At 66.2% G+C, this 25,094-nt stretch carries 24 protein-coding genes; 15 read left to right on the top strand and 9 right to left on the bottom strand.

The window, feature by feature from the left end:
* Positions 1-20 precede the first annotated feature (20 nt).
* Positions 21-407, top strand: a complete 387-nt coding sequence (locus G5A07_RS04900; RefSeq protein WP_010483507.1) for an SseB family protein — start codon at positions 21-23, stop codon at positions 405-407.
* 141 nt (positions 408-548) lie between these two features.
* Positions 549-866: a hypothetical protein gene (locus G5A07_RS04895; RefSeq protein WP_010483505.1), complete on the top strand. Its 318-nt coding sequence runs from the start codon at positions 549-551 to the stop codon at positions 864-866.
* Positions 867-999: 133 nt separating this feature from the next.
* Here the strand turns inward: G5A07_RS04895 and G5A07_RS04890 are convergent, their stop codons facing one another.
* The 3 genes from G5A07_RS04890 to G5A07_RS04880 all read right to left on the bottom strand — a co-directional run bounded on the left by G5A07_RS04890 (position 1,000) and on the right by G5A07_RS04880 (position 6,662).
* Positions 1,000-4,584 (bottom strand): ABC transporter permease subunit, encoded by a 3,585-nt coding sequence (locus G5A07_RS04890; protein WP_191862942.1) that lies wholly within the window; start codon positions 4,582-4,584, stop codon positions 1,000-1,002.
* A 12-nt stretch (positions 4,585-4,596) separates the two neighbouring features.
* The gene (locus G5A07_RS04885) at positions 4,597-5,499 is read right to left on the bottom strand and encodes an ABC transporter ATP-binding protein (protein WP_057502649.1); all 903 of its coding nucleotides are present in this window, start codon (positions 5,497-5,499) and stop codon (positions 4,597-4,599) included.
* A gap of 131 nt (positions 5,500-5,630) precedes the next feature.
* Positions 5,631-6,662 (bottom strand): LacI family DNA-binding transcriptional regulator, encoded by a 1,032-nt coding sequence (locus tag G5A07_RS04880; protein WP_010483499.1) that lies wholly within the window; start codon positions 6,660-6,662, stop codon positions 5,631-5,633.
* 138 nt (positions 6,663-6,800) lie between these two features.
* Here G5A07_RS04880 and G5A07_RS04875 point away from each other — a divergent pair, with 138 nt between their 5' ends.
* Positions 6,801-7,196, top strand: coding sequence for a hypothetical protein (locus G5A07_RS04875; RefSeq protein WP_010483497.1), 396 nt, complete (start codon positions 6,801-6,803; stop codon positions 7,194-7,196).
* Positions 7,197-7,366: 170 nt separating this feature from the next.
* Positions 7,367-7,942, top strand: a complete 576-nt coding sequence (locus G5A07_RS04870; protein ID WP_010483495.1) for a single-stranded DNA-binding protein — start codon at positions 7,367-7,369, stop codon at positions 7,940-7,942.
* A 123-nt stretch (positions 7,943-8,065) separates the two neighbouring features.
* On the opposite strand, the gene G5A07_RS04865 is transcribed toward G5A07_RS04870, so the two are convergent.
* Positions 8,066-8,977, bottom strand: a complete 912-nt coding sequence (locus G5A07_RS04865) for a LysR family transcriptional regulator (RefSeq protein ID WP_010483493.1) — start codon at positions 8,975-8,977, stop codon at positions 8,066-8,068.
* Between the two features lie 99 nt (positions 8,978-9,076).
* Between G5A07_RS04865 and G5A07_RS04860 the strand changes: the two genes are divergently transcribed.
* The 6 genes from G5A07_RS04860 (at position 9,077) to G5A07_RS04835 (ending at position 14,345) form a co-directional block, all read left to right on the top strand.
* On the top strand, positions 9,077-9,403 hold the full coding sequence (locus G5A07_RS04860; RefSeq protein WP_019337070.1) for a nuclear transport factor 2 family protein: 327 nt from the start codon (positions 9,077-9,079) through the stop codon (positions 9,401-9,403).
* Positions 9,400-10,182, top strand: coding sequence for an SDR family oxidoreductase (locus tag G5A07_RS04855; protein WP_010483490.1), 783 nt, complete (start codon positions 9,400-9,402; stop codon positions 10,180-10,182). The genes G5A07_RS04860 and G5A07_RS04855 overlap by 4 nt, the downstream gene beginning before the upstream one ends.
* A 211-nt stretch (positions 10,183-10,393) precedes the next feature.
* Positions 10,394-11,299, top strand: coding sequence for a TIM barrel protein (locus G5A07_RS04850; protein WP_071305641.1), 906 nt, complete (start codon positions 10,394-10,396; stop codon positions 11,297-11,299).
* Between the two features lie 27 nt (positions 11,300-11,326).
* Positions 11,327-13,012: a GMC family oxidoreductase gene (locus G5A07_RS04845; RefSeq protein ID WP_049413477.1), complete on the top strand. Its 1,686-nt coding sequence runs from the start codon at positions 11,327-11,329 to the stop codon at positions 13,010-13,012.
* Entirely contained in the window at positions 13,012-13,587 is a 576-nt protein-coding gene (locus G5A07_RS04840) for a gluconate 2-dehydrogenase subunit 3 family protein (protein WP_191862941.1), read from the top strand. Before G5A07_RS04845 ends, G5A07_RS04840 begins: the two co-directional genes overlap by 1 nt.
* The gene (locus G5A07_RS04835; RefSeq protein ID WP_043396888.1) at positions 13,587-14,345 is read left to right on the top strand and encodes a DUF1080 domain-containing protein; all 759 of its coding nucleotides are present in this window, start codon (positions 13,587-13,589) and stop codon (positions 14,343-14,345) included. Before G5A07_RS04840 ends, G5A07_RS04835 begins: the two co-directional genes overlap by 1 nt.
* Before the next feature lie 10 nt (positions 14,346-14,355).
* On the opposite strand, the gene G5A07_RS04830 is transcribed toward G5A07_RS04835, so the two are convergent.
* From G5A07_RS04830 to G5A07_RS04810, 5 genes are all read right to left on the bottom strand, one after another.
* Positions 14,356-14,610 (bottom strand): cytochrome c, encoded by a 255-nt coding sequence (locus tag G5A07_RS04830; protein WP_049480174.1) that lies wholly within the window; start codon positions 14,608-14,610, stop codon positions 14,356-14,358.
* A gap of 70 nt (positions 14,611-14,680) precedes the next feature.
* Positions 14,681-15,544, bottom strand: coding sequence for a sugar phosphate isomerase/epimerase (locus tag G5A07_RS04825; protein ID WP_049480139.1), 864 nt, complete (start codon positions 15,542-15,544; stop codon positions 14,681-14,683).
* Positions 15,545-15,563: 19 nt separating this feature from the next.
* Positions 15,564-16,688, bottom strand: coding sequence for a Gfo/Idh/MocA family oxidoreductase (locus tag G5A07_RS04820; RefSeq protein ID WP_191862940.1), 1,125 nt, complete (start codon positions 16,686-16,688; stop codon positions 15,564-15,566).
* Positions 16,689-16,700: 12 nt separating this feature from the next.
* Positions 16,701-17,918: an MFS transporter gene (locus G5A07_RS04815; RefSeq protein ID WP_019337061.1), complete on the bottom strand. Its 1,218-nt coding sequence runs from the start codon at positions 17,916-17,918 to the stop codon at positions 16,701-16,703.
* 27 nt (positions 17,919-17,945) lie between these two features.
* Complete coding sequence (locus G5A07_RS04810; protein ID WP_010483474.1) at positions 17,946-18,998, bottom strand: sugar phosphate isomerase/epimerase family protein; 1,053 nt, start codon at positions 18,996-18,998, stop codon at positions 17,946-17,948.
* Positions 18,999-19,093: 95 nt separating this feature from the next.
* On the opposite strand from G5A07_RS04810, the gene G5A07_RS04805 reads away from it, so the two are divergent.
* From G5A07_RS04805 to G5A07_RS04785, 5 genes are all read left to right on the top strand, one after another.
* On the top strand, positions 19,094-20,101 hold the full coding sequence (locus G5A07_RS04805) for a LacI family DNA-binding transcriptional regulator (protein ID WP_143994044.1): 1,008 nt from the start codon (positions 19,094-19,096) through the stop codon (positions 20,099-20,101).
* 145 nt (positions 20,102-20,246) lie between these two features.
* Positions 20,247-21,299: a sensor domain-containing diguanylate cyclase gene (locus tag G5A07_RS04800; RefSeq protein ID WP_049480136.1), complete on the top strand. Its 1,053-nt coding sequence runs from the start codon at positions 20,247-20,249 to the stop codon at positions 21,297-21,299.
* A 118-nt stretch (positions 21,300-21,417) separates the two neighbouring features.
* Entirely contained in the window at positions 21,418-22,443 is a 1,026-nt protein-coding gene (locus G5A07_RS04795; RefSeq protein WP_019337057.1) for an AI-2E family transporter, read from the top strand.
* A 162-nt stretch (positions 22,444-22,605) separates the two neighbouring features.
* Positions 22,606-24,348, top strand: a complete 1,743-nt coding sequence (locus G5A07_RS04790) for a GGDEF domain-containing protein (RefSeq protein ID WP_043396815.1) — start codon at positions 22,606-22,608, stop codon at positions 24,346-24,348.
* 229 nt (positions 24,349-24,577) lie between these two features.
* Positions 24,578-25,009 (top strand): pyridoxamine 5'-phosphate oxidase family protein, encoded by a 432-nt coding sequence (locus G5A07_RS04785; protein WP_029379872.1) that lies wholly within the window; start codon positions 24,578-24,580, stop codon positions 25,007-25,009.
* Positions 25,010-25,094: the final 85 nt, after the last annotated feature.

The raw sequence follows: 25,094 nt of genomic DNA, 5'->3' as shown, positions 1-25,094 counted from the left end.
TCACGCCCTGCCGTACCGCCATGACCGACCTCGCCCCGCAGACCCCGATCGAAACCCTGCTGAAGGCGGCGATGGACGGGGCGGTGCCGATCCGCGCCTTCATGGAGGCCTTCGTCGCTTCCGAGGTAGTGCTGCTGACCGGCAGCCTGGTCACGCCCGACGGCAGCGGCTTCGACCCGCTGCTGTTCGACAAGCAGGGCATCCTGCACGTGGCCGTGTTCACCGATCCATCGCGGGTGGGCATCTACAGCCAGCAGGCCCAACACCAGATCCGCTGGTTGATGCTGGACGTTCTGCGCCGCGTGCCGGGGGGCTACGGCGTGGTGATCAACCCAGGCACTCCGCTGGGCTTCGAGATCTCGCCCAGCGGCGTCGGCGAGATCCTGAAGGACTTCGCCCAAGGCTGATTGTCCTGTAGAGCCGAGCCCATGCTCGGCTGCCGTTCGCGCAATGCCGGATCAGTCGAGCACGGCCCGACCCTACAGAACGCTTCCCTTCGGGTGCCGTACGTGATCCCCTTTGGTTGACACCAGGATCGAGGCTCTGCCATGGAATTGAGGGAACTACCTGCCGGCTCACCAGCACGATCACGCCATTCCCGCTCCGCACTGATCTTCCTGATCTCAGCGATCGTTGCCGCGCTGGTGTCCATGCCCCTGCTGCGCGCGGTAGGCATGGTGCTGTGGCCGGTGTTCGTCATTGCCTGGCTGATTAACCTGGGCGCGGCCTGGCATCTGGCCCAGTGGGCGCGCCAGCAGGGCCGTTCGGCGTGGGCGTTCGGGTTGCCGGCAGCGTTCGGCACCGTCGCCTCGATCGTGGTCTATGTGCTGCTGGCATTGTTGGGGCCGAAGGCCGCGGTGCACTGAGTTTTCGCGGCTGCCGTGGACAATGTGCCGAGCATGGCTCGGCACAACAGCAGGGCCAAGCCAAACAGAAAGGCCGAGCCAAGCCCGCACGTGTTGCGTGGAGCGCCGGCGCACAGGCCGGCGCCCCGTTGCCTCACATCGTCACCTTGCGCCGGTTGTCGTCGCTCACCCGGTCGATCAACTTGTTATACGGATCGAAGCCCGCTTCATCCGGCTTTTCATCCACGGTCACCGTGATCTTCGGATCGGCGCTGGTGATGTGATGACGCTGCAGGTACAGCACTCTCTGGTCGCGTTCCTTGCCTGAAGGCCCGTTGGCGAACACGCCGATCTCGATCCAGTCATCCATCTTCCCGTCGCTTTCCTGGCCCTTGCCGTTGGCATATTGCTTGGCAGCATGCAGGTCCAGGGTCACGTCGTAGCGGCCGTCATCGCGCTGGCGGGCGCTGGCGGCCATCACCCGGTTGTCGTAGAAACTGATCTTCTCGAACAGGTCGGTAACCAGCGGCTGGCGGTCGGCCGGGGTCTCGGCGCGGATGTAGGCCAGCAATTCGCGCGAGGTGGTGTAGGGCGGTTGCTGGTAACCCTTGTCCTGCAGGAAACGCTTCAATGCCCGGTTAAGCGCCTGCTCGCCGATCTCCTCGCGCAGCCGGTAGAACGCCAGCGAACCCTTCTGGTAGTGGATGTACTGCTGGTTCTCCACACGTTCCAGCGGCTGTTCCTCGATGGCCTCGCCACCACGCCCGGACAGGTAGCCGTCCAGTTCGCGCTTGAGGAACTGGCGCATGTGCTGGCGGCCGTACTCCTGCTCCATCACCATCAGTGCCGAATACTGCGACAGCGATTCGGACAGCACCGTCGCGCCCTGCACGTTGGCACCGATTACCTGATGCGCCCACCACTGGTGTGCGATCTCGTGCGCGGTCACATAGAACACGTAGTCCACCTTGTCCGGGTCACGCAGGTCGGCGATGAAACCGATGGCCTCGGAGTAGGGGATGGTGTTGGCGAACGACTGCGCGAAGCGCGCATAGCCCGGGAACTCGATGATGCGTACCTGGCGGTGCTGGTACGGGGTGAAGTTCGCTTCGTAGTAGGCCAGCGACTTCTGCACCGCCTCGATCATCCGGTCCACGTTGTAGCCGTGCGCCGGGTCGAAGTAGACCTCGATCGGGATGTCCTTGTACTTTGCCTTGCGCACCTCCCAGCGCGCCGACAGATAGGCGTAGAAGTTCAGCATCGGCCGGTCCATGGCATAGCTGAAGCAGCGCCGGCCATTGACCGTGCTCTCATGCTGCAGATAGCCAGGGGCCAGCGCCACCTGGTCTGGTGCCGTGCAGATCGTGGTGCGGAAGTCGAGCCAGTCGGCGTCGTTGGAGATGTACGTATTGGCACGCGCGGCTTCGTCTTCCAGCTTGGGCATGCGCCGCGGCTCACCCAGGTCGCGCTTGCGCCGCTCGTTGCGGTCGGTGATCTCCGCGCCCTCGTTGTAGCCGAACGACGGCAGTACGCGGCTGTTGAAGAACGTGCCGTTGTCGACGATGTTGCTTGGTGCCTGGCCGGCGGTGATGCCGTTGGGCTTCTGCACCACCCGGAAATGCACGCTGCGGGTTTCACCCGGTTGCAGCGGTTTCTGCAGGCGGTAGATGCGGTAGCCGAGATCGGCGTCGTGCATTGACAGGGTCTGTCCGCCCAGATCGACCGCAACCAGCTGCTTGTCATCACCCATCGAGACGTGCACGTCCTGGATCGGCGTGGCGTGGGTGTTGCGCACCGTCCAGTTCGCATCGATCACCATCGACTGCGATTCCGGGAACAGGTCCACGCGGTTGTCCACGGCGACAATGCGGGGTTGCGGCAGGTTGCGGTACTTCGACAGCTCGCGCTCGTAGCGGGCCTGCAGGTCCAGCTGCTGGTCGGGCGAGATGAACTCGTTGCGGATGTTGGTGCTCCAGTACAGCCAGCCGCCCACGCCGACGAACGCCACTGCTGCCAGCGCCGCAAAGGCACCGGTCGGACCGCGCAGGCGGCGGCCGGCCAGGGCCAGGCGCTGGCGCAGGCCCTGGCTGACACCCCGTACCCAGAAGGCCGACGCCAGGCACATCAAGGTCAGCAGGAACAGGGCCCAGTAGCCCTGGAATGCCAGCTGCCCGGTCAGGAAGTGGCCGTAGCCGTTCATGTCCGAATAGGGTGCGTTGGGCCAGCTGCCGAAGTTGTACAGGTTCTGCGTGTAGTCGAGCATGCCCAGCACACCCTGACCGATCATCACCACGATCAGCAATGCGTAACCGACGAACTTGTTGTTGGTGAGCACCTGCAGCACCAGCGCCAGGCCCCCCATGAGGATGTAGACCACCGAATCCAGCGCCAGGCTGCGCAGGTACAGCAGCGGCTCCAGATGCGTGTAGCCCTTGGCCAGCTGCACGCCCATCGCCGCCAGCGCGCCGGCGGCCTGGAAACAGACGATCACGGCCAGCAGTGCGGAGAACTTGGCCAGCAGCGGCACCCAGTTCGGCACCGGCATGGCATCGGTCACTTCATTGATGCGCGCGCTGCGTTCCTTCCAGACCAGCTCACCGGCGAAGAACAACACGATGATCACCAGCAGCCAGCTGAAGGCGCCCTGCAGCCCCATGATCATCTGCGAGGTGACCGGCCAGATCGAGGTGCCGTACAGGGTCTGCCGGAACAGCGCGCTGGGCAGGAAGTTGGCCAGGCCCAGTACCAGCAGCACGATGAACGGCACGCTGCGCAGGACGCCGCGTGTATCGAAGCGGACCTGGCGCAGGAACTGCTGCCACGCGGTGGTGGCAGTGAACGCCGGTACCACGCGCGGCAGTGTCGCGCGGCTGGGGCGGATGCCGGCGGCATCGGCAATCGGCTGCGCCGGCCTGCGGCCCCAGCGCCGACGGCCACTGCCGCTGCGTTCGGTGCGGAACAGCGCGAAGGTGGCGGCGAACAGTACGGCAGCCACACCCAACCACAGGGCGCGGTTGGCCAGCAGGTAACCGGCCAGCTCGGGAATCCCGTTGTTGCGCTCGGCGGTGGACCAGTAGCGGATCGTGCGGCCCAGTGCGCGCATGCCCAGCGGTTCGCTCAGCACCGCGATCCACGTGTTGTCGATGTCGCGCAGCAGGGCCGCGCTGGCGCCATACAGCACCAGGTAGGCCACCAGGCCGATGTAGACCCACAGGATCGAGCGGGTCAGCGCCGCCAGCAGCGACAGCAGCGCGGTGGTGAACAACAGGTTCGGAATGACGATGACTGCGAACGTCCACGCATAGCCCTGCCAGCTGATCGGGCCCATGCGTTCGGGATCGACCCACGGCATGAATGGTGCCAGCCATAGGCCGAACGCGATCAGCACGTAGACCAGCAGGCCTGCCGCCAGGGCGGCGGCGATGCGCCCGGCCAGATAGTCGCGGCGTTTCACCGGGCTGGCGAAGATCAGTTCAGCGGTACCGAGTTCGAAGTCACGCAAGAGCGCGTTGCTGACGAACAGCGCGGTGACCAGCATGCCGAGCAGGGTGAAGATGCCCAGCATCTGTGCGATCACGGTGGGCGCGTTGCTGTGCACGTTGCCGGCGCCACCGCCGATCTGCACCGCGTCGCTGGACGCGGCGGCGAAGGCAAGCAGGGCGAACAGCCCGGCCAGCAGCCACAGCAGCGGGGAGCGCAGCTGCTCGCGCAGCTCGAAGCGGAAGAAGTTGAGGATCATGGCGTGCTCCGCTCAGGCTGCCGCGCGGGCACGGGCCTGCAGGCGCAGGCGCTGGAAGTACACGTCCTCGAGGTCGGGGGCTACGGCGGCGAAGCCGTCGCCGGGGTCATTGGCGCTGTGTACGTGAATCACCGGGCGACCACCGACCAGGCGGGTGGACAGCACCACGTAGCGTGCCTCGTGGTCGGCCAGTTCCGAAGGATCGACCTGCTTGCGCCAGACCTGGTGCTGCAGGGCGTCGATCGCTTCGCTGGGGCGGCCGGTCAGCAGCACCTGGCCCTTGTTCATGATCGCCATCGTCGGGCACAGATCGGTCACGTCTTCGACGATGTGGGTGGACAGGATCACCGCCACGTTCTCGCCGATGGCCGCCAGCAGGTTGAGGAAGCGGTTGCGTTCCTCCGGGTCGAGGCCGGCGGTGGGCTCATCGACGATCACCAGCCGCGGGTCTCCCAGCAGCGCCTGGGCGATGCCGAAGCGCTGGCGCATGCCGCCGGAGTAGGTGCCGAGCTTGCGCTTGCGCGCGTCCCACAGGTTCACCTGTTGCAGCAGTCCATCGACCACCTCGCGGCGCTGCGCGCGCTGGGTCAGGCCCTTGAGCACCGCGAAATGTTCCAGCAGGTCCAGCGCGCTGACTTTCGGGTACACGCCGAAATCCTGCGGCAGGTAGCCCAGCCGGCGGCGCACCGCGTCCTTGTCGCGCAGTACGTCGATCGGCGCCTCGCCGGGAATGGTGAGGGTGGCCGTGCCGCTGTCGGCTTCCTGCAGGGTGGACAGCGTGCGCATCAGCGACGACTTGCCGGCGCCGTTCGGACCGAGCAGGCCGAACATGCCGCGCGGGATATCCAGGGTGACGTTGTTGAGGGCATGCACGCCGTTGGCGTACGTCTTGGACAGCGAATCGATCTTCAGCATGCGACGTACACCTTTCCATTGGCGATGTCTGCGCGTTATCCGCGCATCGGCTTCCGTGCGCATCCGCCGTTGGTCATGGGGGGAGAATTCCGCCGTCGCACGTTGAGGCGTGGCGGGAGGTCTGGTGGCGCTTACCGGCGCAGCGACGATTCCCGCACCACCAGCTTCACCGGGATGCTCTGGCCCTCCACCGGTTGCCGGCCGATCAGCGTCAGCAGGCGCTCCACCAGCAGCTGGCCGGCCTGCTTGGTGTCCTGCTGGACCGTGGTCAGCGCCGGGGATACCGAGGCCGCCAGCGGGATGTCGTCGAAGCCGGTCACCGCCACGTCCTGCGGCACCCGTAGCCCGGCCTCGCGCAGGGCGCGCATCGCACCGATGGCGATCAGGTCGCTGGCGGCGCAGATCGCATCGATCGGTTCGCCGCGCGCCAGCAGCGCCTGGCAGGCCTCCTGGCCGGAAGCCTCGGTGGTGATCGCATCGTGCTGCAACGCCGGTTCGGCGGCCAGGCCGTGGTCCTGCAGGGCCGCGACATGGCCGCGGTAGCGCTCCTGGAATTCGGGGTAATGGCTGGAGGCATGGCCGAGGAAGGCGATGCGGCGGCAGCCCTGCTGCAGCAGGTGGGTGGTGATGTCGTGCCCGCCCTGGAAGTTGTCGCTGCCGATCGAGACACCAGGCTGGCCGGGCAGGGCGGCGCCCCAGCGCACGAAGTGCGTGCCCTGTTCGACCAGCCGCTGCAGGCGGTCGCGCGATTCGTGGTAGTCGCCGTAGCCGAGCAGGATGATGCCGTCGGCCTTGTTGCTGTCCTCGTAATCGGCCTGCCAGTCGGTGGACAGTTGCTGGAACGAGACCAGCAGGTCCTGCCCGTGCAGCGCGCAGGCGCGGGTGATCGAGCCCAGCATCGAATGGAAGAACGGGTTGATCAGCGAATCGTCGTTGGTCGGGTCCTCGAAGAACAGCAAGGCCAGGGTGCCGGCGTTGCGCAGGCGCAGGCTGGAGGCGTTCTTGTCGACCTTGTAGTTCAGCTCGCGGGCGATGCGCAGGATGCGCTCGCGGGTCTCGGCATTGACCATCGGGCTGCCCCGCAGGGCCCGCGACACGGTCGGCTGGGAGACCCCGGCCAGGTGGGCGATGTCCAGGGAGGTGGCTTTGCCTTTGATCGTCATGGGCGCGCGGAAGGGGCTGGGGAAAAGGTGCCTGGGCATGATGCCATGGGGGGGCTGCAGGCAGTCCCGCCCGATGCTGCTTGTGGTCAAGGTCGCAGGCATGCGACGGTCAGTGCCACGGCCTGATGGAGCCAAGCGGTGTCTTTTCGCCTGTACCCGGATGTTCCGGATGATTTCGAGGCGCGGATCCGTATCCTCGCGCCGGAGGAGGGCGGGCGACGCAGCCCGGCCCGGAACGGTATCCGCTGGGACTTCGCCTACGCCGCTGACGCCGGGGCGCCAGAGCTGTTCATGATCTGGCCCGACTTCCGGCACGCCGAGGGCGACAGCTGGGCGACCGAGCTGCCGCTGCCGGTGGGCGAGCCCCTGTTGGCCGGCCTGACCGTGGTCAATGAGGTGCTCAGGGCGGGGCTGCACCGGGAGCGTATCCGGCCCGGCGTGCGCTTCCACTGCCATGAAGGGCCCAGGGTGGTGGCGGTGGGGGAGGTCACACGGGTCACCGGCTTGCTGCTGGATCGCCCCCTGCTTCGTTGAGGTCGGTTCCGACCCGGATCGGCCGGATTCCCGACGGGCCGGGGGCGAAGGGAATGGTAAGATGCCTCGTTCCGATATCCCCCATTCGCAACCGTGGGAGGTCCAGCGTATCGGCACCCCGTCGGGTGTGCTATCACTGGTCCAGCCCCGGACAACGGAAGAATCCATCTATGGCGCGCGGCATCAACAAAGTCATCCTGGTCGGCAATCTCGGCAACGACCCGGACGTGAAGTACACCCAGAGCGGCATGGCGATCACCCGCATCAGCCTGGCCACCACCAGCGTCCGCAAGGACAAGGATGGCAATCAGCAGGAGCGCACCGAATGGCACCGCGTGGTGTTCTTCGGCAAGCTCGGCGAGATCGCCGGCGAGTACCTGCGCAAGGGCAGCTCGGTCTACGTCGAAGGCAGCCTGCGCTACGACAAGTACACCGGCCAGGACGGCGTGGAGAAGTACTCCACCGACATCGTTGCCGATGAAATGCAGATGTTGGGCGGCCGCGGTGAAGGCGGCGGCGGTGGCGGTGGTGGCAACTACGGCGGCGATCGCCCGCAGCGTCAGCAGGCGCCGCGCCAGGAGTACGGCGGCGGTGGTGGTGGCCAGCGTGGCGGCCAGGGCGGTGGCTATGGCAACCAGGGCGGCAACCAGGGCGGCGGTTACGGCAACCAGGGTGGCAACCAGCGCCCGCAGCCGCAGCAGGCTCCGCCGATGGACGACTTCGCTGACGACGATATTCCGTTCTAAGCGCACCTTCGGTGCATCCCGACAAGGGCTCCTGGCATGCCTGCCTGGGGCCCTTGTCGTTTTTGAGGCCCTGCCGGGATCCTGTTGTCCGACGGCCGCCGATGCGGACGTTCCTCGATGTTGTCACCGATTGCCGAACACGCCCTGGTCCAGCAGGCAATCAATGAACGCCCCCAGCAGGGCGGGGCGATGCCGCCTGTTCGGGTAGTAGAGAAAAAGCCCGGGGCGCGAGACCGACCAATCCGCCAGTACCCGCACCAGCAATCCCTGGGCCAGCAGTTCCCCCACGCGATCCTGCTCGAAGTGATAGGCGATTCCAAGGCCGGCCAGTGCCGCCGCAATCCCGACGTCAGCGTGATTGGTGACGACAGGACCGTCCACGGCGACCTCCAGGTGGCGGCCTCGCTTCTTGAACTCCCATCGGTACTGCCTGCCGTCACTCTGCAGCCGCCAGTTGATGCAGGCATGGTCCTGCAGTTCCGTTGGAGATCGCGGCGTTCCACGGCGTGCGACGTAATCCGGTGACGCCACGGCGACCATGTTCAGGTCGGGAGTGAGGCGGATGGCCACCATGTCCTTCTCGAGCTGCCCGCCCACGCGGATGCCTGCATCAAACCGCCCACTGACGATGTCGCTGAGCGCGTCGTCGACCACGATGTCGACAACGACATCAGGGTAGGCCTGGTGGAAGCGGGCAAGCCGCGGGGCAATCAGTGTTCTCGCGGCGATGCCCAGCGTATTGATGCGCAGCGTCCCATTCACCCGCCCGGTCGCCTCGCGGGTTTCAGCGACCGCTACGGCCAACTCCTCGAACAGCGGCGCTATGCGCGCGTACAGTCGCCCGCCACTTGCTGATGGCGCGACGCTTCGGGTCGTGCGATTGAGCAGGCGGGTGCCGAGGCGGCCTTCCAGTTGGCGGATGGTCTGGCTCAGCGCCGAGGGCGATACCCCCAGATGTTCCGCAGCCCGCGCGAAGCTCTGGCGTTCCACCACCGCCACGAAAGCCTTCAGTTCAGTGAACTCGGATCCGCGCATTAGGTAGACTTTTCGACATAACCCATTCGGATTATAGGGCATTCACTTAACTGGCCTGCGTGCACATCCTGAGCGCCTCACCACTGCAGGAGCCCAGCAATGAATGCACTGACCCTCCCAGAGCCCATTGCCGCGTACTTCGCGGCCGAGCATGACCCCGAAGCCCTCGGGCGTTGCTTCACCACCCAGGCGATCCTCAAGGACGACGGGCACACGCTCACCGGCGTCAACGCGATCAAGGCCTTCCTGGCCGAGGCATCGGCCAAGTACCGTGCTACCAGCGTGCCATGCGCCATCGCGCGGCAGGAACACTGTCACGTTGTCCGCGCCACTGTCAGCGGCAATTTTCCAGGCAGCCCGATCCTGCTGACCTACCGTTTCGAACTGCAACGAGGCCTGATTGCAGCGCTGGAGATCACTGCATGAGCTTCGATCTTCAACTCGGTGGCCTGCGGGCCGTGGTAACCGGCGGCACGTTGGGTGTGGGGGCTGCGGTGGTCAGGACCCTGGCCGAGGCCGGGGCCCGGGTGATGACGTCTGCGCGCAGCTTGCCGGCACGGCCGGTCGAAGGGGTCGCGTACGTGGCAGCCGATCTGTCGACGGCCGAGGGCACCGGCATCTTCGCCCAGGCCGTTCTGCAGGCGTGGGACGGTGCCGACATCCTGATCAATGTGCTTGGGGGATCAAAGACACCAGGCGGCGGCTTCGCGGCGATCAGTGATGCGCATTGGTTTGCCGAGCTGAACCTCAATCTGATGCCGGCGGTTCGTCTGGATCGCGCCTTGCTGCCGGCCATGCTCGCGCAGCGCGCTGGCGTGATCATCCATGTCAGTTCGATCCAGCGCATGCTGCCTCTGCCGGAGTCCACCACCGCGTACGCCGCGGCCAAAGCGGCACTTACGACGTACAGCAAGTCGCTTTCAAGAGAGGTCACCGCCAAGGGCGTGCGCGTGCTGAGCGTTGCGCCGGGCTGGATCGAGACAGAGGCTTCCCGGGAATTTGCAGAACGGATCGCGGCAGAAGCAGGAACCGATTATGAAGGGGGCAAGAGGCTGGTCATGGACTGGCTTGGGGGGATCCCGGTGGGGCGCCCCGCGGCACCGCAGGAGGTGGCCGATCTGATCACGTTCCTGGCGTCTCCCCGGTCTGCCTCGATTTCCGGAACGGAGTATCGGATCGACGGCGGCACGGTCTCGACCCTGTAGCCAACAGGCGTCGTCCCGCTGCCACCGCCCAGAAAGAAAGCCCCGCTCATGCGGGGCTTTCCTTTGTCCGCGATTCCTGCGGAGTTGTGCCCCGCAGCATCAGCTTTCGTGCACCGCGACTTGCAAACAGACAATTTCCTCCCCTATGGTGCAATCGATTGCATTGCAGTGAATCGTTGCGTTTGATACCGGTTGGGAGGCCGGCAGGTGGATGTCCGTCCATTCGATCAGACCGGCCCCGCCGACGGGGCTCACGCGGCGCGATGCGCTGCGCATCGCAGTTGCCGGCAGCATTGGCCTGGGGGCCGCGACAATCGCGGGCACGCTGCCCGCATCCGCCGCCACCGCGCCGCTCAAAGGCAACCTGAAGCACTCCGTCGCCCGCTGGACCTTCCCGCAGCTGTCCGTCACCCAGCTCTGCGCGACGGTGAAGGACATCGGCTTCGCCGCGATCGACCTGATCGGCCCGGAAGACTGGCCGACGTTGAAGGCCCATGGCGTGTACAGCTCGATGTGCAACGGCGCGGAGCTGGGCCTGACCAAGGGCTTTGCCGGGCGCCAGTTCCATGACCAGTTGGTGGAGCGCTACACGCGGCACATCGATCTGGTCGCCGATGCCGGCTATCGAAACCTCATCTGCTTTTCCGGCAACCGCAACGGCATGGACCCCGCCGAAGGCATGGCCAATGCCGAGGCTGGCCTCAAGCGCATCCTCGGGCATGCCGAGAAGCGTGGCGTGGTGCTGGTGATGGAGCTGCTCAACTCCAGGGTCGATCACCACGACTACCTGTGTGACCACTCTGCCTGGGGCGTGGAGCTGTGCCAGCGGCTCGGCTCGGACAACTTCGGCCTGCTCTACGACATCTACCACATGCAGATCATGGAAGGCGACATCATCGCCACCATTGGAAAACACCACGCCTGCTTCAAGCATTACCACACCGCAGGCGTGCCAGGCCGGAACGAGATTGGAGACCAGCAGGAGCTCCACTATCCGGCCATCTGTCGCGCGATCCGCGACACTGGTTTCAAGGGGTATCTGGCGCAGGAGTTCACGCCTGCAGCGCCCGATCCCGTTGCCTCATTGCGCGAGGCGATCCGCCTCTGCGACGTCTGAAACGATATCCACCCAGGTGAGAAACCCATGGCAGATAATCACTACGACGCCATTGTTGTTGGCTCGGGAATCAGTGGCGGTTGGGCGGCGAAGGAGCTGACCGAAAAGGGCCTGAAGGTCCTGATGCTGGAACGTGGCCGTAACATCGAGCACGTCAAGGACTACGTCAACGCGATGAAGGAGGCGTGGGACTTCCCGCATCGCAATCGGCCAACGCAGGCGATGAAGGCCGACTTCCCGGTGCTGATGCGCGATTACGGCCTGGCCGAGAATCTGGAAGGAATGTGGGCCAACGAACAGGACTCACCCTACATCGAGACCAAACGTTTCGACTGGTTCCGTGGCTACCACGTCGGCGGCCGCTCGCTGCTGTGGGGGCGGCAGAGTTATCGCTTCTCCGATCTGGATTTCGAGGCGAACCTCAAGGATGGGATCGCTGCTGACTGGCCGATCCGCTACGCCGACATCGCGCCGTGGTACGACTACGTGGAAAAGTTCGCCGGCATCGCCGGCACGCGCGAAGGACTGGACGTGCTGCCGGACGGCGAATTCCTGCCGCCGATTCCCTTGAACATCGTCGAGAAGGATGTGGCCGCGCGTATCAAGAAGGCCTTTGGCGGAACGCGCCACATGATCCACTCGCGCACCGCCAACATCACCAAACCGATGCCCGAGCAGGGGCGCGTCAACTGCCAGTACCGCAACAAGTGCATCCTGGGCTGTCCCTTCGGTGCCTACTTCTCGACCCAGGCGGCGACGCTGCCAGCGGCGATGAAGACCGGCAACCTGACCTTGCGTCCGTTCTCGATCGTCAAGGAAGTGCTCTATGACAAGGATCGCAAGCGTGCCCGCGGCGTGGAGGTCATCGACGCCGAGACCGGGCAGACCTACCAGTACACGGCCAAGGTGATCTTCCTCAATGCGTCGTCGTTCAACTCGACCTGGCTGCTGATGAATTCGGCGACCGATGTATGGGACGGCGGGCTGGGCTCTTCGTCCGGTGAGTTGGGGCACAACGTGATGGATCATCATTTCGGTGCGGGTGCCTCGGGCCGGGTCGAGGGCTACGAAGACAAGTACTACTTCGGCCGCCGTCCCTGCGGTTTCTACATTCCGCGCTTCCGCAACGTCGCAGCCGACAAGCGTGGCTACCTGCGCGGGTTCGGCTACCAGGGCGGTGCCAGCCGAAACGGCTGGTCGCGCGAGATCGCCGAGCTGAACATCGGCGCCGACCTGAAGGAAGCGCTGACCGTGCCGGGTGACTGGCGCATCGGCATGACCGGGTTCGGTGAAATGCTGCCGCACCACGACAATACAATCCGCCTGGACCACGACCGCAAGGACAAGTGGGGGCTGCCGGTGCTGGCGATGGACGTTGCCATGCGTGCCAACGAACTGGCGATGCGCAAGGACATGGCCGCCGATGCTGCCGAGATGCTGGAGGCGGCCGGCGTCAAGGACGTGAAGATGCACGACAACGACTATGCCCCGGGCAAGGGCATCCACGAGATGGGGACCGCGCGCATGGGACGTGATCGCAAGAGCTCGGTACTGAACCAGCACAACCAGGTCTGGGATGCTCCCAACGTCTATGTGACCGACGGTGCCTGCATGACCTCCAGCGCCTGCGTGAATCCCTCGCTGACCTACATGGCGCTGACCGCGCGCGCGGCCGACCACGCGGTACGCGAACTGAAAGCGGGGAACCTCTGATGGATCGTCGCGAACTGCTGAAGATGATCGTCGCCGCCACCGGCGCGGCCATGGTTGGATTGCCTGGGCTTGTGCAGGGGCAGGCACCGGCGGGCGCCACGAAGATCCATTTCTCCGATGCCGATGTCGGCACGCTGGACGAGATCGCCGAGACCATCCTGCCGCGGACCCGGACACCTGGCGCGAAGGACGCCGGTGCCGGGTTGTTCATGGCGACATTCGTCAGCGATTGCTACACCGCCCGGCAGCAGGCGGCGTTTCGCGCCGGCCTGGCCGACATCGACAAACGCGCAGGTGGCCGCTTCGTATCGCTCACACCGGAAGCCCGCGCCGGGTTGCTGCGAACGCTGGACGCTGAAGCGAAGGCACGCCCTGCCGACGTGACCGAGACCGGCACACCAGAAGAGGGCGAGGCGATGCCGCACTACTTCACGATGCTCAAGCAGTTGGCCATCTTCGGCTTCTTCACCTCCAAGGTCGGCGCGACAGGGGTGCTGCAGTACGTCGCGGTGCCGGGCCGTTACGACGGCGACCTTGCCTATGTTCCCGGCACGCCGGCGTGGGGAACCAGCTGATGGACGATATTCTGATGATCCGCTCTCTGTTGATGGCCACCGGCCTGCTGGCCGCAGTACCTGCCTTCGCGCAGAACGGTGCCGACGCTGCGCGTGACCCGAAGAAGACCGAGGTGTGGACGCCGGTGCCTGCAGTCGTGGAAACGCCCGCGGGCAAAGCGCCGTCCGACGCCATCGTGCTGTTCGATGGCAAGGATGTCTCGGCGTGGGAGGCAGAGCAGGGCGGGCGCGTGCCCTGGACCGTCGCCGATGGCGCGATGACCGTGGTGCCGGGCAGCAAAGGCATCCGCACCCGACAGCGCTTCTGCGATGTCCAGGTGCATGTCGAATGGCGTACCCCCACCGAGACGAAGGGCTTCGACGGCCAGAACCGCGGCAACAGCGGTATCTTCCTGCAGGAACTGTATGAACTGCAGGTGCTCGACAGTTACAACAACCCGACGTATGCCAACGGCCAGGCGGGTTCGATCTACAAGCAGGCCATGCCACGGGTGAACGCCTCGCGCGCACCTGGCCAGTGGCAGGTTTACGACATCATCTGGAAGGCGCCGCGGTTCTCGCAGGGCGGCGGCCTGACGTCGCCCGCGCGCATCACCGTGCTGCATAACGGCGTGCTGGTCCAGGACGACACCGTGCTGGCAGGCAAGACCGAGTACATCGGTGCGCCTTCGTACGCGCCCCATGCGTGCGCGCCGCTCTATCTGCAGGAGCATGACTCCAAGGTCAGCTACCGCAACATCTGGGTGCGCGAACTGTAGCGCCCACCCGCTATTTCGCCAGGTAGCTGGCGATGTCATCGATTTCCTGTTGCGAAAGCTGCGGGAAGGGCGGCATCAATCCGCCGCCCTTCCTGATCTTGTCCTTGATCTGCGCCGGCTGCAGTCGTTTGCTGATGTCGGTGAGCGCGGGAAACGCGCCCGGCATGCCAGCGCGATCGGCACCGTGGCAGGCCGTGCAGTTTGCGCTGTAGAGCTTCGCACCGGCCGCAGGGTCGTCCTTGCACCAGGCCGTGGTCGCAAGCATCGCGCCGCACAGGACCGCGGTCAGGGTGAAGCTCAATTTCAGGCGAGTGTTCAAGCGAGGCTCCTTCGCATCAGCGCGGTGCGCGAGCAGGTTGGTCGATGGCCAGGTGTTCACGCAGGTAGTCCGCGCCGGTCTGGATGACCTTGGCCGGGTTGCGCGGCTGGTCGTGCTCGATGATGTACCAGTGCACGCCCGCGGCGGCCGCGGCTGGCAGGATCGCGTTCCAGTCCAGTACGCCCTGGCCGACGGCGGCGAATCCGCCTTCGTCTTCAGCCTGGCCCTTGGGCGCATTGTCCTTGGCGTGCACCGCGAACACGCGATCACGGAATTTTCCCAGCATCACGGCCGGGTCCAGGCCCGCACGTGCGACCCAGGCCAGGTCCAGCTCGGTCTGCAGGTCGGGGCCGGCCGCTGCGAACAGCAGCTCCAGTCCGGTGCTGCCATCGAAGTCGACCAGCTCGAAGTCGTGGTTGTGATAGGCCAGGCGCATGCCCTTGGCTCGTACCTGTTTCGCGATCCTGCCCAGCTCCTGGCCCAGTGCGGTCCAGCCCGCGGCGTCTGTCGGCCGATCCTTCGCATCCAGGTACGGCACCACCAGCGTGGTGTTGCCGATCGACCGGTTGAACGTCACCACGCCGTCCAGATCATTGCGCAGCTCGGCCAGCGGCACATGCGATGAAATGGCCTTGATCGAGTACCGGTCCAGCAGCTGCTTGAGTTCGGCGGCGCTGGTGTTCTGCGTACCGACTGTTTCCACCGCGTGGACGCCCGCGTCGTGGACGATCTTCAGCTGCTGGTCGAGCGACCCGGCGTTGCGCAGGGTATACATCTGCACCGCGATCGGTTTCTGCGTGCTGGCGGCTTCGTCTGCGAAACCCGGCAGGGCAGCGAACAGCAGGATGAGGCTTGCACTTCTACGGAAAAGGGCTTTCATCAACAGATCCTCCCGGGTTTCAACCGATGACGGTCCAGGCACGCGACCTGGCCGATGCAATGACACGGTCAACGATCTGCGCCGAGCGCAGGCCGTCTTCGAAGGTGGGCAGGCCCTGCGGCCGCTCGCCTTCAATGGCGCGATAGGTGTCGGCGACAAACGCCTCGAAGCACTGGGCGTAGCCCTGTGCATGCCCGGCCGGCAGCACGGAAAGGCGGCGTTGTTCGGCACTGCCGGCGGCTGGCCCGCGCACGAAGATCTCCTCGCGCTGGTCGGGTCTTCCGATCCACAGCCGTTCGGCATCCTCCTGGTTGAAGGCCACGCTGGCCTTTGCGCCATCGATCTCGAACCAGAGGCGGTTGTGGCGTCCGGCCGAGACCTGGCTGACCGTCAGTGACGCCAGCGTGCCGGCGCCGGTCCTGAACATCGCCGCGGCCACGTCCTCGCTCGTGACGGCCTGCATCGTGCTGGCGGCCGTTGGCGTGCTGAAGCTCTGTCCGCTGACGGCGCCGCGCTCGGCGATTACCGTGGAGAACGCCGCGCTGACCTCGGCGAAACGCTCGCCGCTGATCCACTCCACCAGGTCGCACCAGTGCGAGCCGATGTCGGCGAACACACGCGAAGTGCCTCCCAGCGCGGGGTCCACGCGCCAGTTGTTGCTGGCCGGGTCCAACAACCAGTCCTGCAGGTAGCTGCCGTGGATGAGGTGCAACGGCCCCAGTTCACCGTGGGCGATACGGGCGCGCGCCTCGCGCACCACCGGGTGGTAGCGGTAGACGAAGGGCACCGTGGCCACAAGGCCGCGCGAGGCCGCCAGCGCAGCCAACGCCTGTGCATCTTCCAGCGAGGTGGCCAGCGGCTTCTCGCAGATCACGTGCTTGCCGGCTTCCAGCGCAGCCTGGGCCATCGCGCGGTGCAGGTGATTGGGCGTGCACACGTGCACGACCTGCACCTGCGGGTCGGCGATGACCTCCTCGATATCCCGATAGGCACGCGCGACATTCCAGGACTGCGCTGCCTCATGTGAACGCTGCGGTGACGAGGCGGCCACGCCGCGTACCTCGGCACCCGCCAGCAGTGCCGCACGACGATGCACTGCGCCGATCATGCCGGCGCCGACGATGGCGATTCCAAGCTTGGGCATCGACTGGGATCCTCAGGGCGTGGAGGGCGCGGCCGTGGCCGCCGGCCGGTCGCGGAACAGCAGCAGGAAGGCGACCAGCACCACCAGTGCAACGCCTGCCGGGAACAGCCAGATCTGCTGCCAGTCGGGGCCGGCCGCAGTGGTGAAGTGCTCCACCACCGCGCCGGACAGGAAGGTGCCGATCAGCATGCCCACGCCGTAGGTGGCCAGGGTGATGAACCCCTGCGCGCTGCTGCGCGCGGCGGGACCGGCATGTGCATCGGTGTAGATCTGGCCGGTGACGAAGAAGAAGTCGTAGCAGATGCCGTGCAGCACGATGCCGATCACCAGCAGGGAGAAACCGCCGCCCGCATCGCCGAAGGCAAACATGGCGTAGCGCACCACCCACGCGGCCATGCCCACCGCCAGCATCGTCTTCACCCCCAGCCGGACGAACAGGAACGGCATGGCCAGCATCAGCAGCACTTCGGAGACCTGGCCCAGCGACTGCAGGCCCGCGGCGCCGCGCACGCCCAGGTCGTTGAGGTACGGGTTGGTGAAGTTGTAATAGAACGACAGCGGGATACAGATGGCGATGGATGCCAGGAAGAACACCAGATAGGCGCGCGACTTCAGCAGCCGCAGCGAATCCAGGCCGAGGATCTGCCCGAGGCCGGCATCGCGCTGCTGCGCCAGCGGCGGCGTGTGCGGCAGGGTGAAGGCATACAGGCCCAGCAGCAGTGATGCCAGCGCCGCCATCCGGAACGTCAGTTCAAGCCGATGCGCCTGTTCCCAGCCCAGCCAGCCGATCAGCACACCGGCCACGATCCAGCCGACGCTGCCGGCCACGCGCACCAGCGGGAACTGCTTCTCCGGCGACTGCATGTGCCGCATCGCCACGCTGTTGGCCAGTGCCAGCGTCGGCATGAACAGCAGCATGTAGCCCATCACGCAGGCGGAGAACGTGCTGAAGCTGTCTGCTGTGGAGGCCAGCCACAGCAGCACCGCACCGGCCAGGTGCAGCACCGCCAGGATGCGCTGCGCGGCGAAGTAGCGATCCGCGATCAGGCCGACCAGGAACGGCGCGACGATGGCGCCGATGGACTGGCTGAGGAACGCCGTCGCCACCTGGCTGGCGCTGGCCTGCAGCGGGCCCTGCACCAGATAGGTACCCAGGGTGACGAACCACGCCCCCCAGATGAAGAACTGTAGAAACATCATCGCGCCCAAGCGCGACATGGCGTGCGTCATGGCTTGCCCTCCCGGGGCGGTGTCGGCTCAGATTCCCAGCATGCGGTGCAGTGATCCGGCGTCCGTGCCGCTGTCGGCAAAGTCGTCGAAGGCGCGCTCGGTCACGCGGATGATGTGGTCGCGGATGAAGGCGGCGCCCTCGCGTGCGCCGTCTTCCGGGTGCTTCAGGCAGCACTCCCATTCCAGTACCGCCCATCCGGGGAAGTCGTACTGGGCGAACTTGGAGAAGATCGCCTTGAAGTCGATCTGGCCGTCGCCGAGTGAACGGAACCGGCCCGGGCGATCGATCCAGTCCTGGTAGCCGCCATACACGCCACTGCAGGCGCTGGCGCGGTACTCCGCGTCCTTGACGTGGAAGATGCCGATGCGCGCGTGGTAGCGATCGATGAACCCCAGATAGTCCATCTGCTGCAGCAGCAGGTGGCTGGGGTCGTACAGGATCTTCGCGCGCGGGTGGTGATCAACCACGTCGAGGAAGCGCTCGAAGGTCGCACCGTCGTGCAGGTCCTCCCCCGGGTGGATCTCGAAGCACAGGTCCACGCCGCAGGCGTCATACGCATCGAGGATGGGGCGCCAGCGGCGGCCGAGTTCGGCGAAGGCTTCTTCCACCAGGCCGGGCGGGCGCTGCGGCCAGGGATAGAAGTAGGGCCAGGCCAGTGCGCCGGAGAAGGTGGCGTGTGCGGTCAGTCCCAGCCGCTGGCTGGCCTTGGCTGCCAGCAGCAGCTGCTCCACTGCCCAGGCCTGGCGCGCGGACGGGTCGCCGCGCTTTTCCGGCGGTGCGAATCCGTCGAACAGGCTGTCATAGGCGGGATGGACGGCGACCAGCTGCCCCTGCAGGTGGGTGGACAGTTCGGTGATCTGTACGCCATGCCCGGCCAGCATGCCGGCAAGGTCGTCGCAGTACGCCTGGCTGCGTGCGGCCTCGGCCAGGTCGAACAGGTGGGGCGCGCTGGTCGGCACTTGTACGCCAGAATAGCCCAGGCCTGCGGCCCAGCCGGCCAGCGTGTCCAGCCGATCAAAAGGAGCTGTGTCGCCGATGAACTGCGCCAGGAACAGCGCTGGACCCTTGAGCGTCTTCAACGTGATTCGCCCTCGATGCAATCGATTGCATTATCCTAGCAGGGGCTCACGCAGGACCTGTTGTGCAGTGCACAGCGGGCAGGAGATCTAACGCCATGGCCACCATCTACGACATCGCAAAGCACGTCGGCGTCTCCGCAGGCACAGTGTCGCGGGCGCTTTCGCGGCCGGACAAAGTCCTGCCGGCGACCCGCGCGCGTATCGAGCAGGCTGCCGCCGCGCTGGGCTATGTGCCCAACACGGTGGCCCGCACGCTCAAGACCCAGCGCAGCGGCAAGATCCTGGTCACCGTCCCGGACATCGCCAATCCGTTCTTCGCCCAGATCCTGCAGGGTGCGGAGGACGCCGCGCAGGCCGTTGGCTACGCGGTGCTGCTGGGCGATACCCAGCATCAACCGGATCGCGAGGAGCGCTATGCGCAGATGCTCCGGCGCAACGAGGCCGACGGCATGATCGTGCTGGGCCATCGGCTGCCACCGACGGCGCGCGAGATTGTCCAGCAGAGGGGGGCTGCTGCGCCGGTGGTCAACGGCTGCGAGTTCGATCCTTCGCTGGGCATCCCCAGCGTCCACATCGACAATGCCGCCGCCGCGCGCGCGGTGATGGAACACCTGTATGGGCTGGGACACGAACGCATTGCGGTGGTCGGTGGCCCCCCCGACAATCCGCTGCACCAGCAACGGCTGGAAGGGGTGCGGGCAGCCGGCAAAGCGCGTGGACGCCTGCGCCAGCTGAGCATCGTGCCGGGTGACTTTTCGGTGGAGTCCGGCCATGCCGCCGCGATGGCGATGTTGGCCGCCGCGCCGGTACCGACTGCGGTCTTCTGTTTCAGCGACCAGATGGCGCTGGGCACCCTGGCGGCCTGTCGGGAGCTGGGCCTCCGAGTGCCGGAGGATCTGTCCATCGTCGGCTTTGACGACCTGGCCTCCTCGCGCTACCTCACGCCGCCACTGACGACGATCAGACAGCCGATGCGGGAGATTGGTGAGCGCGCGGTCAACCTGCTGCTTGCCATCATCGAACACGTGGATGTGCCGCTGCAGCAGACGCTGGATTTCAGCCTGATGCTGCGGGGTTCGACGGCTGCACCCAGGGCCGGGTGAGGGCAGGGCAGAGCTCGCTGCCTCATGAGTGTCGCCAGATGGCTTCTGCAACCTTGATCCCGAATTGACGCAAAGCTGTCAGACTCACCGCAGGCAGCCCGGCAAGGGCCTTGGTGGCAGCTGCGATCGCTCAAGGGGGTCGGCAATGCCGTTCTTGACGGACTCGACCGAGGTCTCGGTCGAAGGCATCGGCGCGGCACGGCGCATCGGCTGGATGCGTTTCGTGGGCAACGGGTTGGGGGCGATCCCCATTGCTTCGATCATGCTCGAACGCCAGGACGGTGCGCTGGCGTGGCTCCTGCTGCTGCTCAATGCGCTGGCCTGGCCGGCGCTCGCGCTGGTGCTGACCCATCGCTCGCGGCAGCCCGCGGTGGTCCAGTTCCGCTGCATGGTGATCGATTCCTTCTTTGGCGGTGGCTGGATCGCCTTCATGGGGCTCAGCGCGGTGCCCAGTGCGTTGTTCGCCGCGCTGCTGGTCGCCGACAAGATCGCCGCCGGCGGGGTGAAGCTGGCGGTACGGGCCACACTGGCACTGGTAGTGGGGTTCGCGCTCACCTGGTGGGGGCTCGGGTTTCCCTATCAGCCGGTGTCATCGCAGCGCACGATCGTGCTCAGTGTGCCGTTCCTGTTCGTCTACGGCATCGGCCTCAGCATCCTCAGCTGGCAGCTGGCGCGGCGGGTGAAATCGCAGAACCGCCAGTTGAAGCGGCTGAGCCGGATGGACCCGCTGGTGGAGCTGGCCAACCGCAGCTTCCTGATCGTCCGCGCGCAGCAGGCACTGGACAAGGCGCAGGGGCAGGGTGGTTTCGCCTGCCTGCTGATGCTTGATGTGGATGACTTCAAGCGCATCAATGACTCGCATGGTCATCGTGCCGGGGACGAAGTGCTGCGCCATATCGCCTCCACCTTGCGCGCCTTCGCCCGGCCCGGCGATACCCCTGCGCGGCTGGGAGGCGACGAGTTCGTCGTGCTGCTGCAGGACTGTGCGCCCATCGATGCGATGCATGTGGCAGAGCGGGTTCGTCTGCAACTTCTGGAAGCAGCACGGCAGGCAACGCCGGGCATCGAGTTCAGCGTCAGCATCGGCATTGCTGCCACGCCGCGGGGCGGCAGCGTCGAGGACTGGCTGGCATTGGCCGACCGCGCGCTCTACCACGCCAAGCGCCAGGGCAAGAACAACGCCAGCTATGGCGAATGAGTCGGCGCGGGCTGCAGCAGTGCTGTCGCAGCACGAGGCCTGATGCCCGTTCATCCTGCACCCGGAATCGTCGTCGCCAATCCTCTACCATGGGCCACCCCGCCCGGACGCGCCGCCCATGCAAGACGCCCTCGTTGCCCAGCCCAAGCCCCCCGTTCCGAGGATCGCGGCCTGGCTGATGATGTTGCTGGGCATGTGGCTGGCGTTGAAGCTGGGCCTGGTGGTGACCCTGCTGTCGGGGCTGCTGGTGTTCCAGCTGACCCACGTGCTGGCGTCGACCGTGGAAGGCAGGCTGCCGCCGGGAAGGGCGCGGGCAATCGCGGTGATCGTGCTGTCGGCGATCATCATCAGCGGACTGGTGCTGGCCGGCATTGGCGTGGCGTCGTTCTTCCGCAACGAGACCGGCGGGCCGGACGCGCTGCTGGCGCGGCTGATGGACATCCTCAATTCGTCGCGCCACCAGGTACCGGCGCTGCTGCAGCCGTATATCCCCGAAGACATGCCGGCGCTGCGTGCGGCGCTGAATGACTGGGCCGCCGAACACCAGCGCCAGCTGGGCGTGGCCGGCACGTCGGTGGTGCAGGTGGGCGTGCGCGTACTGATCGGCATGGTGCTGGGGGCGATGATCGCGCTGTACGACGAACTTCCGCTGCCGAAAATGGGGCCGCTGGCGCAGGAACTGATCGGGCGCACCAGCCGCCTGGCCACCGCGTTCCGCCAGGTGGTGTTCGCGCAGGTGAAGATCTCGCTGCTCAACACCGTGTTCACCGCCATCTTCCTGCTGGGCGTGCTGCCGCTGTTCGGCGTGCATCTGCCGCTGTCCAAGACGCTGGTACTGATCACCTTCATCGCCGGCCTGCTGCCAGTGGTGGGCAACATCATCTCCAACACGATCATCACCATCGTCGCGCTGTCAGTCTCGTTCTACGTGGCCGTGGCCGCGCTGCTGTACCTGATCGTGATCCACAAACTGGAATACTTCCTCAACGCGCGCATCGTCGGCGGTGAAATCCAGGCCCGCGCATGGGAGCTGCTGCTGGCCATGCTGGTGATGGAAGCGGCGTTCGGCCTGCCCGGGCTGGTGGCGGCACCGGTGTTCTACGCTTACGTGAAACGCGAACTGGTCGACCAGCGCTGGATCTGACCCGGCGTGACCTGTCGCATCTGACCGGCTGGACGGGGGGCGCCGGCGTTGTCGGCGCGTTCGCGCGCGCTGCGCTATATCCACCCCGGCGGATCGTACGGCGCTGGCTTGGCGCCGCCGGAGCCGCTCGCTACAGTGAGCCGCACTTCAGGGGAATTCTGCATGGCCGGCAAGGCATCGCCCATCAGGTTGCGGACCTGGGTCTGGATCCTGGCTGGGCTGTTCGTGGTGTGCACGCTGCCGTTGATGGCCATCGCCCTGGTCCAGGGCACGCTGCGCTACACCGGCGCCGAAGACAACCTGGCCAGCCTGCGCCAGCTGCGGCAGACCTTCGATCTCGCCAACCTGGCTTCGGCCGAGCGCGGTCCGGCCAACAGCCTGCTGGGGGCTGACCCGGCCGACGCCGCCGAACAGGCGCGGCTGGCCGCGCAGCTGGCGGCCGCGCGCAAGCGGGTCGACACCGCCATGCTGCAGCTGGAGACCGTGTTCAAGAACGACCCGGGCGTGCTGGATGAGCGTGGCCTGCTGGCCGACGCGCAACGTCGCCTGCAGTCGGCGCGGGCTGCGGTGGACCGGGTGGTGGCGCAACCGCACGATGCGCGCCGGGTGGAGGCGGTGGAGCGTGCGATCAGTGGCATGTTCGCCGTGGTTGATCGCCTGCACCTGCTGACCTCGGCACAGATCAACGTGCTGGTCAGCGCCGACCGTGAAGCGGCGATTCCGGCGATGCAGGGCCAGGTGCTGATCGATCTTCGCGAACATGGCGGCCGCCTGGCCTCGAACGTGATGGCGCCGGTCGCGGTACCGGGGGCATGGCGCGAGGAGCAGGTACGCGCTGCACTGCAGACCGAGGGCCGCCTGCTGGAGCTGTGGCGGTTGGCGGGTAGCCATGAGTCGGTGTTCCGCAGCGACCCGGAACTGTCATGGCACTGGGACATGGCACGACGGCAGTTCTTCGGCGAATCGCTGCCGATGATCGAGCAGTTGATCGAGGATGGCCGCCGTGGTGTACCACCGCCGTGGACCGCTGCCGAGTTCACCACGCGCTACGTGCCTACCCTGCAGTCGCTGGAAGCCCTGCGTGATGGCTACCTGAGCGTGTCCATCGCCCGCTACGAACGCACCCGCAACCGCGAGGCCATGCGCCTGGCTGTGCTGGTGGCGACCGCGCTGGGCACGCTGGTGGTGCTGGGCGTGGCCCTGCGCATCGCCCACCTGCAGATCCTGCAGCCACTGCTGCAGGCGCAGAAGCAGGTGATCCAGCTCGCCACGGATGCACCTGGCCCGGAGCAGCATGTCACCCATCCGCTGGCCGAGATGCAGCGCCTGTTCGACGCCATCGAAGTACTGCGTGAGAAATCGCGCGAGCGCTCGGCACTGACCAGCGAGCTGCGCCAGCTCGCCGGCACCGACGAGCTGACCGGACTGTTGAACCGGCGCGCGCTGGATGAGGTGGTGCAGCAGAGGCACGCCGGAGGCGATGCAAGCGCCGTGGTGATCCTGCTGGATGTGGATCGCTTCAAGGCGATCAACGATGGCCATGGCCATGAAGCCGGCGACGAAGTGCTGGTGCAGGTGGCGCAGTTGCTGCAGCGCCACCTGCGCCGCAGCGACAGCATCGCCCGCTATGGTGGTGAGGAGTTCCTGGTGCTGCTGGCCGACGGTGATCTGGCCGGTGGCCGCCAGCTGGCCGAGTCATTGCGATTGGCCCTGCAGCAGATGGACATCGAGCTGGCCGGTGGCACCGTGCTGCGGGTGACCGCCAGTTTCGGCGTGGCCGAGGGCGGCACCGACGCGCTCGGCTGGCGCACCCTGCTGCGTGCCGCCGATGCGGCCATGTACCGGGCCAAGGCGCAGGGGCGCGATCGGGTACGGGTGGCGGGGGGCGGTCGCATCACGCGCTGATGGCACGCGTCAGCCAATGCGTGCATGCACCCGTCGCAGCGTCTGCAGGATCGCCCGGCGCGCGATGGGGCGTGCAGCTGCTGCAAACGCAGGTGGGGTGGTGAGCAGCGCGTCACGCACGCGCCACGCGCCCTATCTCGCTTTCTGTGAAGAAGCCGACATTGACCTTCCACGCTTCGGTCACCACTCTGCGCAGACGCTGGGATTCCACTTGATGAAGGACGACACCATGACCCAGCTCACACTGCCCGAACTGGCCAAGAAGATGGCCGACATCGATTTCACCATGCTGCAGACCCGCGCCGGCGGAGAAATTGCCGGTCGTCCGATGAGCAACAACGGTGACGTGGACTACGACGGTGACAGCTGGTTCTTCACCACAGAAGACACCGACATGGTGCACGAGATTGAGGCTGACCCCGCCGTTGCGCTGGGTTTTTCCGGCAGCAGGTCACTGCTGGGCAAGCCGCCGTTGTTCGTGCACGTGCAGGGAAGGGCGGCGCTGGTGCGCGATCGCGCTGTGATGCGCGAGCACTGGGTGAAGGATCTTGAGCGCTGGTTCGAGCAGGGCGTGGATACACCGGGGCTGGTACTGATTCACGTGCGCGCCAGCCGCATCCACTATTGGGATGGCGAGGACCAGGGCGAAATGGCAGTCTGACCCGGCAGCGGGAGGCTGGTGGCCATCGCGGCCATTGCGCGGCGCGCCAGGCCTTTGCCATCCTCCCTGCTGTTTTCCGTAGCGT

Origin of the sequence: Stenotrophomonas sp. AS012628, from assembly GCF_010608305.1 — a bacterium.
Lineage (GTDB): Bacteria > Pseudomonadota > Gammaproteobacteria > Xanthomonadales > Xanthomonadaceae > Stenotrophomonas > Stenotrophomonas geniculata.
The sequence above is the reverse complement of the archived record's forward strand: the minus strand, read 5'-3'. Positions and strand labels throughout refer to the sequence as shown.

Excerpts from the sequence above, each read along its gene's own strand:
- G5A07_RS04880 (WP_010483499.1), bottom strand. The coding sequence starts at position 6,662 with ATGACGATCAAAGGCAAAGCCACCTCCCTGGACATCGCCCACCTGGCC.
- G5A07_RS04825 (WP_049480139.1), bottom strand. The coding sequence starts at position 15,544 with ATGAAAGCCCTTTTCCGTAGAAGTGCAAGCCTCATCCTGCTGTTCGCT.
- G5A07_RS04890 (WP_191862942.1), bottom strand. The coding sequence starts at position 4,584 with ATGATCCTCAACTTCTTCCGCTTCGAGCTGCGCGAGCAGCTGCGCTCC.
- G5A07_RS04865 (WP_010483493.1), bottom strand. The coding sequence starts at position 8,977 with ATGCGCGGATCCGAGTTCACTGAACTGAAGGCTTTCGTGGCGGTGGTG.
- G5A07_RS04855 (WP_010483490.1), top strand. The coding sequence starts at position 9,400 with ATGAGCTTCGATCTTCAACTCGGTGGCCTGCGGGCCGTGGTAACCGGC.
- G5A07_RS04815 (WP_019337061.1), bottom strand. The coding sequence starts at position 17,918 with ATGACGCACGCCATGTCGCGCTTGGGCGCGATGATGTTTCTACAGTTC.
- G5A07_RS04795 (WP_019337057.1), top strand. The coding sequence starts at position 21,418 with ATGCAAGACGCCCTCGTTGCCCAGCCCAAGCCCCCCGTTCCGAGGATC.
- G5A07_RS04900 (WP_010483507.1), top strand. The coding sequence starts at position 21 with ATGACCGACCTCGCCCCGCAGACCCCGATCGAAACCCTGCTGAAGGCG.
- G5A07_RS04885 (WP_057502649.1), bottom strand. The coding sequence starts at position 5,499 with ATGCTGAAGATCGATTCGCTGTCCAAGACGTACGCCAACGGCGTGCAT.
- G5A07_RS04820 (WP_191862940.1), bottom strand. The coding sequence starts at position 16,688 with ATGCCCAAGCTTGGAATCGCCATCGTCGGCGCCGGCATGATCGGCGCA.
- G5A07_RS04895 (WP_010483505.1), top strand. The coding sequence starts at position 549 with ATGGAATTGAGGGAACTACCTGCCGGCTCACCAGCACGATCACGCCAT.
- G5A07_RS04845 (WP_049413477.1), top strand. The coding sequence starts at position 11,327 with ATGGCAGATAATCACTACGACGCCATTGTTGTTGGCTCGGGAATCAGT.
- G5A07_RS04800 (WP_049480136.1), top strand. The coding sequence starts at position 20,247 with ATGCCGTTCTTGACGGACTCGACCGAGGTCTCGGTCGAAGGCATCGGC.
- G5A07_RS04835 (WP_043396888.1), top strand. The coding sequence starts at position 13,587 with ATGGACGATATTCTGATGATCCGCTCTCTGTTGATGGCCACCGGCCTG.
- G5A07_RS04830 (WP_049480174.1), bottom strand. The coding sequence starts at position 14,610 with ATGCTTGCGACCACGGCCTGGTGCAAGGACGACCCTGCGGCCGGTGCG.
- G5A07_RS04850 (WP_071305641.1), top strand. The coding sequence starts at position 10,394 with ATGTCCGTCCATTCGATCAGACCGGCCCCGCCGACGGGGCTCACGCGG.
- G5A07_RS04860 (WP_019337070.1), top strand. The coding sequence starts at position 9,077 with ATGAATGCACTGACCCTCCCAGAGCCCATTGCCGCGTACTTCGCGGCC.
- G5A07_RS04805 (WP_143994044.1), top strand. The coding sequence starts at position 19,094 with ATGGCCACCATCTACGACATCGCAAAGCACGTCGGCGTCTCCGCAGGC.
- G5A07_RS04790 (WP_043396815.1), top strand. The coding sequence starts at position 22,606 with ATGGCCGGCAAGGCATCGCCCATCAGGTTGCGGACCTGGGTCTGGATC.
- G5A07_RS04870 (WP_010483495.1), top strand. The coding sequence starts at position 7,367 with ATGGCGCGCGGCATCAACAAAGTCATCCTGGTCGGCAATCTCGGCAAC.
- G5A07_RS04840 (WP_191862941.1), top strand. The coding sequence starts at position 13,012 with ATGGATCGTCGCGAACTGCTGAAGATGATCGTCGCCGCCACCGGCGCG.
- G5A07_RS04785 (WP_029379872.1), top strand. The coding sequence starts at position 24,578 with ATGACCCAGCTCACACTGCCCGAACTGGCCAAGAAGATGGCCGACATC.